Here is a 13,908-nt window from a genome sequence, read left to right on the forward strand (position 1 = left end):
TGGTCACGTCCCTTCGGGGTGGGGTGCCGGCGCCGCGGACCGGACCCGACGGCCCCGCCCCGGCACCCGCCGGCGGGCATGCGAAAAGGGGGCAACCGGCCGTGAAGCCGGTTGCCCCCACTGCTTCCTGACGCCCCGTCGGCCTCAGGGCCGGCGCTGCAGGGCGATCCTGGTGAGTTCCTCGATGTCGAACTCCGAACGCCGGTGCGGCGCGCCGTAGCGGGTTATCTTCCCGCGGCTCACCCACTTGCGGATCGTCGCCTCGGAAACTCCCACGGCCAGTGCCGCCACATTGGTGGGGACGAGCCGGTGGCGTGGTGGTTTGATCACGCGCTGACACCCTTTCGCTGCCGTTCCAGGAGTTGCCTCAGAGCGAGCCACTCGCGTACGTCCCAGGAATGCCCCGAGGAGCAGCCGATGCTGCTTCCCGTCGCGTTCCGGTCGGATTTCGGCGCGGCGCTGATCGTCCCCGCGCAGTCGTCCACGACGCATTTCCTGATGAGTTTGTGGAGTTGGCCGGGTTCGGGATCGATGGTCTGCCGCAATTCCACGACCAGGCCCTCGATCTCGTCGGCGAAGTCGAGGGCGGAGGAACGGGAGGTGAGCCACTCCAGGTGCAGCGTGAGGAAGCGCGCCAGGTCCGGCACGGAGTGGTGCGGGGCGGCGGTCCCGAGCTTCTCCACGACGGTGGCGGACCAGGACTCGAGGATGGCGAGGATGTTGTGGCGGGCGTCGAGCACGGAGATGTCCAGGTAGTCCCGCGTGCGACTGCCCGAGACCTTGGTGGGATTGGTCCGCCGCGGTGTCGGCGACACATGGTGCAGGGACTCCTGGTGGAGGACGGGGAGCGTGCGCAGGTTGCGCTCCACCTGCCTGATGCAGGGGGCGCACAACACGTACCCGGTGGCGGCACGGATTTCCTGCGCATGGCTCCTGGGGCATGGGTGAACCTTCATCGGATCTCCTTCATGAGGCGGCTCGCCCTCCGCAACCGCCGGTGCCCCGCGCGAATTCGCGGGCCGGTTGCGGCAGTTCATTCACATAGCGGCCCGGTCAAAGCCGAAAACACTTCTGCAACGCGGGCGTTCCCTTTCCGCGCCCTGCTCCGGAACAGGGCGCGAAAGCCCCGTATCCGTAGTCCTGTTCGAACGTACTGAGCAGCGGTCGAGTCCTGGTGCAGGATCGTTCGGGGGGCGCCGGAACGCACTTTCTCGAGCCGATTTCCACCCGACTTCGAGCACCGCCGACAGGCCCCCACCGACGGCCCGCGCAGGGCCACCGGAACACCACGGCACCCGGGCACGGAACGCGCCACGGTCGCCGCGCCCGGCCGCACCGGGGGAGCGGCAGCCGACGCCCACCTGTACCGGGGGAGCCGGGGGAGCCTGAGCCGCGCCACCCGCGCCGGGGGAGCGGGCTGCGCCCGGCGCCACGCGCACCGGGGCGAGCGGTGGCCTGCGCCCGCGCCACCCGCGCCGGGGGAGCGGCGGCTGACGCCCGGCATCGTGCGCACCAGGGGCAGGGGCCCGCGCCAGCGCGACCTGCACCGGAGCAAGCGGGGGGCCTGCGCCCGCGCCACGCGCCCGGCGGAGCGGGAAGCCGGCGCTGCGCGATGCGTACCGGGGCCGGCCTGCGCCCGGCACCCCGCACCGCACCGCACCGCACCGCACCCCGCCCTGCGCCGCGCCCCGCCCCGTGCCCCGTCACGTCGCGGCCGGAGGCCGACGTACGGTACTCGGCCGGTCCCCACGCGGTAGGCGACCCCGAGCCGTCGGCGCCGGGCCCGGGAGTGCGCACCCGGCGGAACACCGCGGGCCGGACCGCCCGCCGCCCCGCCGTCCGAGGGTGAAGTCCCCGCCCGGGCCACCGAGTCGGCGACATGCGCCATAGTGCCGCCGTGCCGCCGTGCCGCCGTGCCGCCGCGGCGGACCCGCGCCGACGGCAGTGGGCCGCTCCGCAGGCGGCCCCGGACCGCACCGATGGCGCTCAAGGCCTCCTCGACAGCCGCTCAAGACTGCGCCGCCGGCCGGCCGGACATCTGGGCCCGAACGGCCCGGCCGCGCATGATGCAGAGACAACACACGGGAAGGACAGCCGAGTTGAGTCTGGACGCAGGTGTTGTCGGCACGGACGGCGGACACGGCCACGCCGTGGTGATCGGCTCCGGTTTCGCCGGGCTCACCGCGGCACGGGCCCTGGCCCACTTCATGGACCGGGTCACCGTGATCGAGCGCGACTGGGTGCCCCGCGGGCCCGGCCGCCGCCCCGGCGTGCCCCAGGCACGCCACACGCACAGCCTCACGGCCGCCGCCCAGCACGGACTGGAACAGCTCTTCCCCGGTGTGGCAGGGGACTTGGCCGGCGCCGGAGCGGTCCGCGTGCGGATGCCCCAGGACATGCTGGTGCTCGGCCCCGGCGGCTGGCTGCCCCGCTTCGACTCGGGCCTGTCCCTGCTGAGCGCGGGCCGCGACCTGATCGACTCCGCCCTGCGCGAGCGGCTGCGCGCCGACCCCAAGGTGGCCTTCCTGCCCGGGCACGAGGCGCTCGCGCTGGAACCCGGCCGCCACGACACCGTCACCGGCGTCCAGGTACGCGCACGCGACCGCGGCGCCCCCGGCGGCTGGAGCGAGCGCCGCCTGATCCCCGCCGAGTTCGTCGTCGACGCCACCGGACGCGGCTCACGCGCCCCCCAGTGGCTGGCCGAACTCGGCTACGACATGCCCGCGGAGACCGTGGCGGGCCCCCGCGACTCCTTCGCCACCGCCGTGTTCGCCCCGCCCGTCGGCCATGTCGCCGACTGGAAGGCCCTGCTGCTCATGCCCGATCCGGGCGGACGGGCACGCGGCCTGCTCCACCCCGTCGAGGGCGGCCGCTGGTCGGTGACCCTGCGCACCGCCGACCCGGAGCAACGCCCCACCGACCACGCGCAGTTCCTGCAGGCCGCCGCCGACCTGCGCCACCCGCTGCTGCACGACGTCATCGAGGCCGCCACCGCTTTGGGCCCCGTCTACGGCTGCGACCGCACCGGCAACCGCCGCCGCCACTACGAGAGGCTGCGCCGCTGGCCCGACCAGTTCGTCGTCGTCGGCGACGCCCTCGCCGACCTCGACCCCGCCCACGGCCAGGGCCTGACCTTCGCCGTCGAGTGCGCCCTGGTCCTGGACCGGCTGCTGGCCGGCCACGGCACCACCGTCGGCCTCGGCTACCGGCTGCGCCGGGCCCTGGCCCACCAACTGGCCCCCGCCTGGCAGGCCGGCCCCCGCCGGCGTGCCGCCCGCGACCCCCGGCCCGGACTGCGCACCCGGCTCGCCGGCCGCTACACGGCCCGCGTCGCGGCCGCCGCGACCACCGACCGCGCCGCCGCGACCTGGCTGCTCGAACGCGACCAGGCGCTCACCCCGCGCGCCGCGGCCCTGCGCCCCGGCGCCCTGCGGGCCGCCCTGACCGGCCCGCGCGCCACCGCCCCCGCCGGACCGCCCAGCACCACGCACGGCCCGACCGCGCCCTACCGCCGCCGGCTCGCCCCGGACCCGCCCGCCACCGCCACCGCGCCCGGCGCCGCCCGGACACGGCACACCGGCCCGCCCCCGCACCACCCGACCGCGGCCCCCGCCGGAGACCGCCACCGCCCCTAGGAACCCGCCGGACGGCCCCCTCGCCCCACCGCCCGCCGGCGGCCCCCCGACCCGCCGCCGCCCGCCGGCCGTCCGTCACCGGCCGACCGCGGCCCACCCCTCGGACCCCGTCCGCACGGCTCGGCTCCCGGGCCGCCGGCCCGTGCCGGCCCCGTCGCGGCCCCGTGGCGGCAACACGCCCTGCGGGCGGCCTCCGCGAGCCGGCCGCACACCCTCCGCGCGCCGACCGCCCGCCCGCCGGGAGTTCCCCGGGGCTCCTGCGGGAGCCGCCACACGACCGTGTACGCGGCCTCGAATCGAACCCCGTTCGGTCCTACGCTTCCGTCATGACACGAGTGGAGCAACCGGCCGCCGCCCACGCCGAGTTGAGGGACAGCGGGTGGGCACCCGCCGGCAACCCGCCCCCGGAACCAGGACTGTTACGCGCGAATGAGACCGATGTGGGGACATTCGTCCCGCGAGTCGCTCAAGGATCGATCCAGACGGGACGGAGCTACGGCTCAAGGGCGGTTGTCCGCCCTCACCGGGCGTCGATAGCGTCGACGGCGTCGTCCCAGGCCATGGGCCCGCTCGCGGGGCGGAGCGCCCCCACCACCGACCACCGACGGGCCGGATCGGGTGTGCCCGTGACGGCCGAACGGCGAGGAGAGGGTGCGCGGGTATGAGCACGACCGAGAAGGCGCCGGGAGCGCGCACCGAGACACCCAGGGGCGAGGCCATCGCCGACTGGGCCGACGGACGGCTCGGGATCTACAACTTCCGGTTCCTGATCCGCAAGGTGTTCCCCGAGCACTGGTCGTTCATGTTCGGCGAGATAGCCCTCTACAGCTTCGTCATCCTCATCCTCACCGGGACCTGGCTGACCCTGTTCTTCGAGCCCAGCATGGCCGAGACCGTCTACGAGGGCTCGCACGTCCCGCTGCAGGGCATCCCGATGTCGCAGGCGTACGCGACCACCGTCGAGATCAGCTTCGACATCCGCGGCGGCCTGTTCATCCGCCAGATGCACCACTGGGCCGCCCTCGTCATGATCGGCGCGCTGTGCCTGCACACCCTGCGGCACTTCCTCACCGGCTCGTTCCGCAAGCCGCGCGAGGTGAACTGGCTGATCGGCTTCGTGATGCTGGTCCTGGTCACCCTGGAGGGCTTCCTCGGCTACTCGCTCCCCGACGACCTGCTCTCCGGCACCGGCCTGCGCATCGCCTCGGGCGTCACCCTCGCCATCCCGCTGGTCGGCACGTACGCGCACATGCTGCTGTTCGGCGGCGAGTTCCCCGGCACCGACATCGTGCCCCGGCTCTACCCGCTGCACATCCTGCTGACCCCGGGCCTCATCTTCATCCTGCTCACCGTGCACCTGATCCTGGTCTTCTACCACAAGCACACCCAGTTCAGGGGCCCGGGCCGCACCGAGCAGAACGTGGTCGGCGAGCCCCTGATGCCGAACTACACGGCCAAGGCCGGCGGCTTCTTCTTCCTGGTCTCCGGCGTCCTCGCCCTGCTGGCCGGCGTCGCGCAGATCAACCCCGTATGGACGTACGGGCCCTTCCGCTCCGACCAGATCTCCCAGGGCTCCCAACCCGACTGGTACATGGGCTTCCTCGAAGGAGCCCTGCGGGCCATGCCGGCCTGGGAGTTCGTCCTGCCCGGCGGCTACACCGTCAACATGGGCATCCTCATCCCCGCCGTCATCGTGCCCACCCTGATGGCCGCCGTGATCGCCCTGTGGCCGTTCCTGGAGGCCTGGGTCACCGGCGACCGACGCGAACACCACCTCCTGGACCGACCGCGCGACCACCCCGCACGCACCGCGTTCGGCGTCGCCTTCGTCTCCCTGTACCTGGTGCTGTTCTTCGGCGGCGCCAACGACGTCCTGGCCGAACGCTTCCAACTGTCGCTGAACGCGATCACCTGGTCGGTACGCGTCGGGATCTTCCTGGTCCCGGCACTCACCTACATCGTCACCAAGCGGATCTGCCTGGGCCTGCAGCGCCGCGACCGCGACAAGCTCCTGCACGGCCGCGAGACCGGCAGGATCCGCAGGCTGCCGCACGGCGAGTTCGTCGAGGTCCACGAACGCCTCGACCGCGCACGGGAGTACAGCCTCCTGGCGCGCCAGGACTACAAGCCGCTGCCCGCACCCCTGCCCGAACACGACGGGGTGCCCAACCCGCAGGGCCGCAAGGAGGTCCTGCGCTACAGGCTCAGCCGCTGGCTGTACGGCGGACAGATCGCCAAGCCGACCCCGCGGGAGCTGACCGAGGCACTGGAGCACGCCGCCCACGCTGCGGGCGCACACGCCTCCTCCAACGGGCACGCCTCCCCCAACGGGCACGCGCCGTCCAACGGGCACGCCCCCTCCGACCGGCAACTGGAGGCGGGGGAGCGGGAAGCGGATCAGGAAGTGCGCTGAACCGGCGGCACGCCGCCACCGAACCGGCGGCGGTGCGGGTGACCGAGGGACGCTCATCCACCCGCACCGCCGTCCCGCCGCCACCGTGACACCGCACCGCCCGCCCCGCGCGCGGCAGCCACCCGCGCCCGGCCGCACGACACCGGCCCGAGCCGCCGCCGGCAGCGCCGCGCGGCGCCCCGGGTGCGGGTGCGCACCGCGCGGGACCCCGCCCGGCTCATCGGGGCCCGCTCCCTGTCCGGCCGACCGGCGCCCGCGCCGACGTGTCCACGGAGGCCCGATGAGCACCATCCCCCGGCGCCGGGCGGCGCCCCGGCCGGAGTCCATCACCCAGGCCCGCACCGGCCTGAGCCGGGACGTGCGCGGCCGCCAGCGCCGCTACCTGGTCGCCATGCTGGTGCGCACCGCGTGCGTGGTGGTGATGGCCGCCACCTGGAACCGCTGGCCCGTCCTCGGCGCCTGCGCCCTCGTCGGCGCCGTCGTCATCCCGTACGTCGCCGTGGTGGTCGCCCAGGCCGGCTGGCGCCAGCAGCGGGGCGCCCGACACGCCCTGGTACGGCTGCCCGACGAGCAGCCCGCCGCCCGCGTCGTCCTCGAACCCACCCTGATCCTGCCGCCCGAACACAACTCCGCCGCCTGACCCGGCACGTCACCCCCCCCACGGCGGCCCCGACCCCACCCCCGGCGCACCGCACACCGCGGCCGGCACCCCTCCCGGGCCCGCCCGCTCGCACGCGTCCCGGCCCGCCGCGTACGCCCGCCCGGCGGACGCCCCACCGCCACGAAGACGTCCCGTGCCCGCCCGCCGCCGGTGCCCCCAACACCCGCCCGCCGCAGCCGCACCGAGGCCGACGAGCCCCCGGCTGCTGCCCGCGCGCCCGGCCCGCCGCACGCCCGCCGCGGCAAGGACCTCCCGGCCGCGTCCGCCGAACGACCCCAACTCCCGCCCGATGCAGTCGCATCGGAGCCGACCTGCACCCCGCTGGTGCCCGCCCGCACTCGCGAGGTCCGCCCGCACGCGCCCGGCCCGCCGCACGCCCGCCGCGGCAAGGACCTCCCGGCCGCGTCCGCCGCCCGGCGGCCCCAACTCCCGCCCGGTGCGCCCGTATCCAGGCCGCCCCGCACCGGCGCCCGCCGCCACGCGTCGGGCCCGCCGGCCGGACGTCCGCGTGCCGTCCGGCGCGCCGCCCGGGCCGCCGCCCGCGGGGTCCCGTCGGCGGGGGAGCCCGCGACCGCGGTGCACCCGGCGGACACCCCGGCCCCCGACACCACACCCCGCACCACACCCCGCACCGGGCCCCGCCGGACCCGGTGCGCACGGCCCCGATTCCACGTGACCCAGGTCACTTCGAGGCGCCCTTGGCGTGCGGACGCCAACCGTGTCACTATCTCAACACGCCTACCCTGCCCGAAAGTTGCCGCAGGGTAGGATTCCTCGCATCCCTCGCGCCATGACATTTCGCGCAGGCGGTCGAGACGTCGCACGTGACGGTGCCCTGCTGCTCCAGGCCGGGGCAAGACCGTCCGGGCGTTCTCGGGTACATCGCGCGCACGGGATCCCACCACCCCTTCGTCCAGGCCTTGCCCCGCCGTGCGGTTGCGGCGCGACCGGGCCCGCCCGGTGCTGCCCGCACGCACGCGAAGCCGAGCCATCCGCGGCGGCGCCCGGGCCCTCCCGCGGCGCCCGGGGACCTCCCGTGTCCCGGCAGGCCCGGGGGCGGGGGCGCACCCCGTCGAAACGGCCGCGGACGGCCGTCCGGCACGGGGCGGCCCCGGGGGTGCGCGCGCGGCTTCTTCCCGTACAGAAGGCAGACCCTAGAGAAAGAAGACCCCAGATATGCCGAGGCTATGCAAGCCCGCGGTGAGCGCGCCGGAACACGTCATCACGATGGAAGAGACTCTGGCATTCGCCGAGCGTGTCCACGGTGGAAAGCCTCAGCTCCCCCTGGCGCTCCGCCTGATCCGGAACACGGGGGTGCAGAAGCGGCATATCGTCCAGCCCATCGAGAAGACGCTGCTCCACCCGGGCCTGACGGAACGCAACCGCATCTACGAGGCCGAGTCCAAGAAGCGGGTCCCCGAAGTCGCCGAACGGGCCCTGGAGAACGCCGGTGTGACGGCCCGTGACATCGACGCGATCATCTACGTGTCCTGCACCGGGTTCCTGATGCCCTCGCTGACCGCATGGCTGATCAACAAGCTCGGATTCCGCTCCGACACCCGCCAGATACCCATCGCGCAGCTGGGGTGCGCGGCGGGCGGCGCCGCCGTCAACCGGGCCCACGACTTCTGCCTGGCGCACCCCGGCAGCAACGTCCTGATCGTCTCGTGCGAGCTGTGCTCGCTGTGCTACCAGCCCGACGCCGACGACATCGGATCGCTGCTGTCCGACGGCCTGTTCGGCGACGCGGTCGCGGCCGCCGTGGTGCGCGGCAACGGCGGCGTCGGCATCGAACTCGAACGCAACGCCTCCTACCTCATCCCCGACACCGAGGACTGGATCTCCTACTCGGTGCGCGACACCGGCTTCCACTTCCAGCTCGACCGCCGCGTGCCCGGGACCATGGAACCCCTCGCCCCGGTCCTGCGGGAGTTCGCCAAGGACCACAGCTGGGACATCGGCAAGCTCGACTTCTACATCGTGCACGCCGGCGGCCCGCGGATCCTGGACGACCTCGCCAAGTTCCTCGACGTCGACCGGCAGGTGTTCCGGCACAGCTGGGCGACCCTGACCGAGTACGGCAACATCGCCAGCGCCGTCGTCCTGGACGCCGCGCGCAGGCTGTTCGAGGAGGACACCCCGCTGCCGGACGCCACCGGCCTCATCGCGGGATTCGGCCCCGGCATCACCGCCGAGATGGCCCTCGGCCGCTGGGGCGTCGACACGCCCGCCGAACTGGAGAACCTCGGATGAGCGGACTCGTCCTGCCGCCCGGCCAGGGCCGCAGACTCGTCACCAAGGCGCAGGAGGTGACCTTCAAGGCCACCGGCGAGCACGGCTCGGCCGTCTCCATCTTCGAAGTGGTCGTCCCGCCCGGATTCGACGTCGGCGCCCATGTGCACGGCGACTCCCAGGAGTTCTTCTACATCCTGGAGGGCGAACTGCAGGTCCTGGCGTTCGAACCGACCCGGCGCACCGGGCAGTCCTGGCACGACTGGCAGTCGCCCGCCGGGGAGCGGGCCGTGCGCGCCACCGAGGGCGCCTGCATGTTCGTCCCCCCGGGCACCCCGCACGCCTTCAGGAACGCCTCCGACGCCCCGGCCCGCATGCTTTTCCAGTGCTTCCCCTCGCCCTACCACGAGCGGTACTTCGAGGAGATCGCGGAGATCTGGGCGGCCGGCGGCGAGGTCGACCCGCAGGCGGTGGAGGAGATGCGCGCGCGCTACGACGTCAGCCAGATCACCCCGCTGCGCTACGAGCCGCCCGCCCTCCTGGAGTCCTCATCGGCAGCACGGCGCGGAGTGTGACGGAGATGAACACCATGAACACCACGGACACCACCATCCCCCTGGTCCACGCGAGCCTGGGCGAACAGGAACTGGCCGCCGTCGCCGAGGTGTTCGCCTCGGGCTGGCCCGCCGGACAGGGTCCGAGGGGCAAGGCCCTGGAGAGCCTGCTCGCCGCCCGCTACCACGCGGGCGGCGCGGTCGCGGTGAGCAACTGCGGCGCCGCCCTGCACCTGGCCATGCTCGCGCTCGGCGTCAAACCCGGCGACGAGGTGATCGTCGCCGACTACACCTTCCCCGCCCCCGCCCACGCGGTGCGCTACGTCGGCGCGACCCCCGTCTTCGCCGACGTGCGCGCCGACACCGGCACCGTCGACCCGCAGGCGGTCCTCGACCTCATCGGCCCGCGCACCGTCGGCGTCATCGCCGTCGACACGGTCGGCCTGCCCGCCGACTACGCACCCCTGCGGGAGACCGCCGCCCGCCACGGCCTGTTCCTCGTCGAGGACGCCGCCTGCGCGGTCGGCGCCACCTACCGCGGCCAGGAGGCGGGCGCCCTGGCCGAGGTGGCCTGCCTGTCCTTCCACGGACGCAAGGGCGCCAGCAGCGGCGAGGGCGGCGCCCTGATCGCCACCGACCCGGCGATCGCCGCCGACGCACGGCTGCGCTCCTCGTTCGGCATCGGCAGCATCTTCGACCAGGCGCAGATCGTCGGCCTGCCGATCCCTGAGTTCACCGAGATCGGCTACAACTTCAAACTGTCCGACATCGCCGCCGCCATCCTCCAGGTGCAGATCGGCCGCATCGACGAACTCCTCAAGCGGCGCAGCGCCGTCGCCCAGCGCTACGCCGAACTCCTCGCCGACGAGGACCTGCTGACCCTGCCGCACGTGCCCGAGGACCGCACCCACGCCTGGCAGTCCTACATGGTCACCCTCGACGAGAGCGTGGACCGCGCGGCCCTCGCCACCGACCTGCGCGCCCAGGGCATCGGCTGCGGCCACGGCACCTGGGCCACCCACCTGCAACCCGTCTTCGCCGGCGGGCAGACCTGCCCCGTCTCGGCCGACCTCTTCCGCCGCAACCTCGCCATCCCCATGCACGCCGAACTCGGCGCGGACCAGGTCGAACGGGTCGCGGACGTCCTGCGCACCGCACTGCGCACCCACGCCCGCCCCGCCTGAGCGCCCCTGCACCCGCACACCCGGCACGCATCCACCTCGCGCCGGACCCGGGGTGAGCCGGCCCGCACGGCCCCGCACAGGCACCCGCGGCGCACGCCGGGCCCCACACCCCATACGCCCGCACGCCGCACCGCACCGCGCCGCCCGGCGCGTCGCACCACCCCGTGCCCGCACCGCACCGGCGCACCGCACAGCCCCCACCCGTGCACCCGCCCCGGCCCCCTGGCGTACGCCCGCCCCGCGCGAAGCAGCGCCCGGCGCGGCGTACGCCCCGTTCCCGGCACCCGCAGCCGACCGACCCCGACCGCGCCGGCCCCGCCCCCACCGGGCACCGGCGGCGGCGACCCCGCAGCGTGCCCCCGAAGGAGACGGTCCCATGAAGGGCTCCACAGCCTACAAATCGATCCACAAACGCGGCCTCCACATCGGCCTGCTGCCGGAGATGGCCGCGGCGGTGAACCCGTCCACCCCGATCGTCCTCGACCACGACCTGGACGTCTTCCCCGACGCGGGACGGCGCCTGACGGTGGCCCGCTACGCCGAGCACGTGGACGACCTGGCGGCCCGGCTGTGGGCGGCCGGAGTGCGCCCCGACGAGCGGGTCGTGCTCTTCAAGAGCGCCAACGCCGACATCTGGATGCTCGCCGCCGCCGCGTCGCGCATCGGCGCGGTCCCGGTCAACCTCTCGCCCGCCCTGGACGCCACGACCGTGGCCGCCCTCCTGGACCGCCTCGACCACCCCAGCCTGATCACCGACGAGTCCAAGCTCGACCTGCTGGGCGAGGTACCGCTGGCGGACCTCACCCGCCGGGTCCTGACCACCGGCGAGGACCGGCCGGGCGCCACCGGCCTCGCCCCGCTCGCCGGATCGCCGCGCGTGCGGCCGGTCGTGCGGCCCATCGACGCACCCGCCGTCATCACCCACACCTCGGGCACCACCGGCCTGCCCAAGCTCGTCGTGCACACCCCCCGCACCCAGGCCGTACGCCTGGTGCCGCAGTGGCGGCTGCTGGCCCTGATGCGCCGCAAGGACACCGTCGCGATCCACATCCCCTTCGTGCACTCCCGGATGGTCGCGGCGATGTCCCTGGCCCTGCTCAAGGAACTGCCCGTCCTGCTGCTCAGCAGGTCCGAGCCCGCCGAGGTGGCCCAGCAGTTCATCGAGCACCGGCCGGTGTTCGTCGAGGCACTGCCCAACTCCCTGATGGAGTGGGAGGAACTCGCCGACGACCCGCGCATGCCCTTCGGGTCCGTCAAGGTCTTCAGCAGCACCTTCGACGCGATCCACCCCCGGACCATGAGCCGCCTCCTCAAGTCCTCCCACCGCCGCGGCGCCCTCTTCTTCCAGATCTACGGACAGAGCGAGGTCGGCCCCGCCGTGGGCCGCGCCTACTTCCGCAACTCCGCCCACAAGGCCAACGGCCGCTGCGTCGGCTGGGCCATGCCCGGCGGCGCCGCCAAGGTCCGCGTCGTGCCCCGCGGCGGCAAGACCCCCTCCGAACTCACCCCCGGCTTCATCGAAGTCGCCTGGGACGGCCTGGCGAAGACCTACTTCGCCGAGCAGGACCGCTACGACACCAACCGCAACGGCGACTGGTGGCGCACCGGCGACGTCGGCTACCGCACCCGGTTCGGCTGCCTGCACATGCTCGACCGGGAGGTCGACATGATCCCCGGAGTGCGCAGCTCCCTGGAGATCGAGGACGTCGTACTGGGCCGGCTGAGCGAGCTGAGCGAACTCGTCGTCGTCCCCGGCCCCGACGCGCTGCCCGTCCCGGTGATCTGCACCGTCGACGACAAGCCGCTGGACACCGACCGCTGGCGGGCCGCCGTCGCCGAATTCCCCCAGCTCGCCGACCCCGTCCAGATCCCGCAGGCCGAACTGCCGCGCACCGCCACGCTCAAGGTGCAGCGCCTGGCACTGGCCCGCCGCTTCGAGACACCGCAGGAACAGGTGTGACCCGCCCGCAGCCCACCGCCCAGCCGGTGGATTCGACCGACCCGAAAGGGGCCAAGGCCTTGTCATCGCAAGCCACGCTCGCCCGACTCCGCGAATACATGGTGGGACCCTCGCGGTTCATGACCCTGCTCTCCTGCTTCGAACTCGGCATCGTCGACACGCTGCGCGCCCGCCCCGGCCTGAACGCCGCCGAACTCGGCACGGCCGTCTCCGCCAAGCCCGACGCCGTGGAGCAACTGCTGTTCCTCCTCGTCAAGGAAGGCTTCGTCGCCCACGACGAGGACAGCGGCGGCTACCGCCTCGACGCCCTCGCCGACGTCGCCGAGAGCGACCTCAAGCGCGCCCTGGCCTACATGAACCTCATCAAGGTCACCGCGCTGCGGCAGCTGTTCTACCTCACCGACAGCGCCCGCACCGGAACCCTCGTCGGCCTCAAGGAGCTCTACGGCGCCGAGGGCACCCTGTACGACGCCGTCGCCGACCACCAGGACCTCAACGACTCCTGGCTGACCCTGATGAACACCGTCACCGCCAACATCGACCCCTGGTTCTTCGCCAACGTCGACATCCCCGCCGGCGCCCAGGTCCTGGACCTCGCGGGCAACACCGGCCTCGGCGCGATCCACACCTACCGCCACAAGACGTCCCCCGGCCTGCGGGTGACCACCTTCGACCTGCCCGACAAGGAGAGCGAGGCGCTGGAGAACTTCCGCGCCCAGGGCCTGCAGGAGCACCTGTCGTTCATCGGCGGCAACGTCTTCGACGAGATCCCGGGCGGCTTCGACGTCGTCCTGATCAAGCACTTCCTCGACATGTTCGACAAGGACGAGGTCCTGAAGATCCTCTCCGGCGTCAACGCCGCGCTGGAGCCCGGGGGACAGGTCCACATCCTGGTGCCGGTCTACCCGGAGGACATCAAGGACACCGACAACTACAACGTCGACTTCTTCCCCGCGTTCTTCCTCGGCGCCGCCATGGGCCAGGGCGGCCCGCAGAAGCTGTCCGTCTACACCAGCTGGCTGGAGCAGAGCGGCTTCAAGGTCACCAAGGCCGTCACCAAGAACGCCGCCGAGATCCCCCCGGACGTCATCCCCGTCCAGGCCATCCTCAGCGCCACGAAGATCGCCTGAACCACCCCCGCCCCGCCCCGCCTTGCGGCGCGGCACGGCACGTCCTGGGCGGAGGGGCAACTCCCGCCCACCGCCCAGGACATGCCGCCCCGCGCCGCAAGGCCACCCCGGAGCGGCCGCGAGCCGCCGCCGCGCCCGC

The 13,908-nt window shown here is 73.7% G+C and carries 10 protein-coding genes; 8 read left to right on the forward strand and 2 right to left on the reverse strand.

Translation table 11 applies throughout. From position 1 onward, the window contains the following. Positions 1–144 precede the first annotated feature (144 nt). Positions 145–330 carry a MerR family transcriptional regulator gene (locus tag IE265_RS34505; protein ID WP_190039734.1) on the reverse strand — a complete coding sequence of 62 codons (186 nt, stop codon included), beginning with the start codon at positions 328–330 and terminating at the stop codon, positions 145–147. Beyond that, a complete protein-coding gene (locus IE265_RS34510; RefSeq protein ID WP_190039716.1) occupies positions 327–956 on the reverse strand; it encodes a hypothetical protein in 630 nt (209 codons plus the stop codon). Before IE265_RS34510 ends, IE265_RS34505 begins: the two co-directional genes overlap by 4 nt. A 1,143-nt stretch (positions 957–2,099) precedes the next feature. Between IE265_RS34510 and IE265_RS34515 the strand changes: the two genes are divergently transcribed. From IE265_RS34515 to IE265_RS34550, 8 genes are all read left to right on the forward strand, one after another. After that, the gene (locus IE265_RS34515; RefSeq protein WP_190039717.1) at positions 2,100–3,635 is read left to right on the forward strand and encodes an FAD-dependent oxidoreductase; all 1,536 of its coding nucleotides are present in this window, start codon (positions 2,100–2,102) and stop codon (positions 3,633–3,635) included. Between the two features lie 661 nt (positions 3,636–4,296). Continuing rightward, complete coding sequence (gene qcrB / locus IE265_RS34520) at positions 4,297–6,048, forward strand: cytochrome bc1 complex cytochrome b subunit (RefSeq protein WP_190039718.1); 1,752 nt, start codon at positions 4,297–4,299, stop codon at positions 6,046–6,048. Positions 6,049–6,328: 280 nt separating this feature from the next. Continuing rightward, positions 6,329–6,688: a DUF3099 domain-containing protein gene (locus IE265_RS34525; RefSeq protein ID WP_190039719.1), complete on the forward strand. Its 360-nt coding sequence runs from the start codon at positions 6,329–6,331 to the stop codon at positions 6,686–6,688. Between the two features lie 1,197 nt (positions 6,689–7,885). Continuing rightward, positions 7,886–8,962, forward strand: coding sequence for a type III polyketide synthase (locus tag IE265_RS34530; protein ID WP_190039720.1), 1,077 nt, complete (start codon positions 7,886–7,888; stop codon positions 8,960–8,962). Next, complete coding sequence (locus IE265_RS34535) at positions 8,959–9,516, forward strand: cupin domain-containing protein (protein WP_190039721.1); 558 nt, start codon at positions 8,959–8,961, stop codon at positions 9,514–9,516. The genes IE265_RS34530 and IE265_RS34535 overlap by 4 nt, the downstream gene beginning before the upstream one ends. Positions 9,517–9,521: 5 nt before the next feature. Continuing rightward, positions 9,522–10,679 (forward strand): DegT/DnrJ/EryC1/StrS family aminotransferase, encoded by a 1,158-nt coding sequence (locus tag IE265_RS34540; RefSeq protein WP_229916869.1) that lies wholly within the window; start codon positions 9,522–9,524, stop codon positions 10,677–10,679. A gap of 376 nt (positions 10,680–11,055) precedes the next feature. Then, complete coding sequence (locus tag IE265_RS34545) at positions 11,056–12,639, forward strand: class I adenylate-forming enzyme family protein (protein ID WP_190039722.1); 1,584 nt, start codon at positions 11,056–11,058, stop codon at positions 12,637–12,639. A 59-nt stretch (positions 12,640–12,698) separates the two neighbouring features. Further along, on the forward strand, positions 12,699–13,769 hold the full coding sequence (locus tag IE265_RS34550; RefSeq protein WP_229916871.1) for a methyltransferase: 1,071 nt from the start codon (positions 12,699–12,701) through the stop codon (positions 13,767–13,769). Positions 13,770–13,908 lie beyond the last annotated feature (139 nt).

It is taken from the genome of Streptomyces fructofermentans (genome assembly GCF_014651055.1).
GTDB classification, from domain to species: domain Bacteria; phylum Actinomycetota; class Actinomycetes; order Streptomycetales; family Streptomycetaceae; genus Streptomyces; species Streptomyces fructofermentans.

Bases quoted from the DNA above. Each gene is read 5' to 3' on its own strand.
- IE265_RS34510 (WP_190039716.1), bottom strand. From the start codon at position 956: ATGAAGGTTCACCCATGCCCCAGGAGCCATGCGCAGGAAATCCGTGCC.
- qcrB (WP_190039718.1), top strand. From the start codon at position 4,297: ATGAGCACGACCGAGAAGGCGCCGGGAGCGCGCACCGAGACACCCAGG.
- IE265_RS34525 (WP_190039719.1), top strand. From the start codon at position 6,329: ATGAGCACCATCCCCCGGCGCCGGGCGGCGCCCCGGCCGGAGTCCATC.
- IE265_RS34530 (WP_190039720.1), top strand. From the start codon at position 7,886: ATGCCGAGGCTATGCAAGCCCGCGGTGAGCGCGCCGGAACACGTCATC.
- IE265_RS34535 (WP_190039721.1), top strand. From the start codon at position 8,959: ATGAGCGGACTCGTCCTGCCGCCCGGCCAGGGCCGCAGACTCGTCACC.
- IE265_RS34540 (WP_229916869.1), top strand. From the start codon at position 9,522: ATGAACACCATGAACACCACGGACACCACCATCCCCCTGGTCCACGCG.
- IE265_RS34545 (WP_190039722.1), top strand. From the start codon at position 11,056: ATGAAGGGCTCCACAGCCTACAAATCGATCCACAAACGCGGCCTCCAC.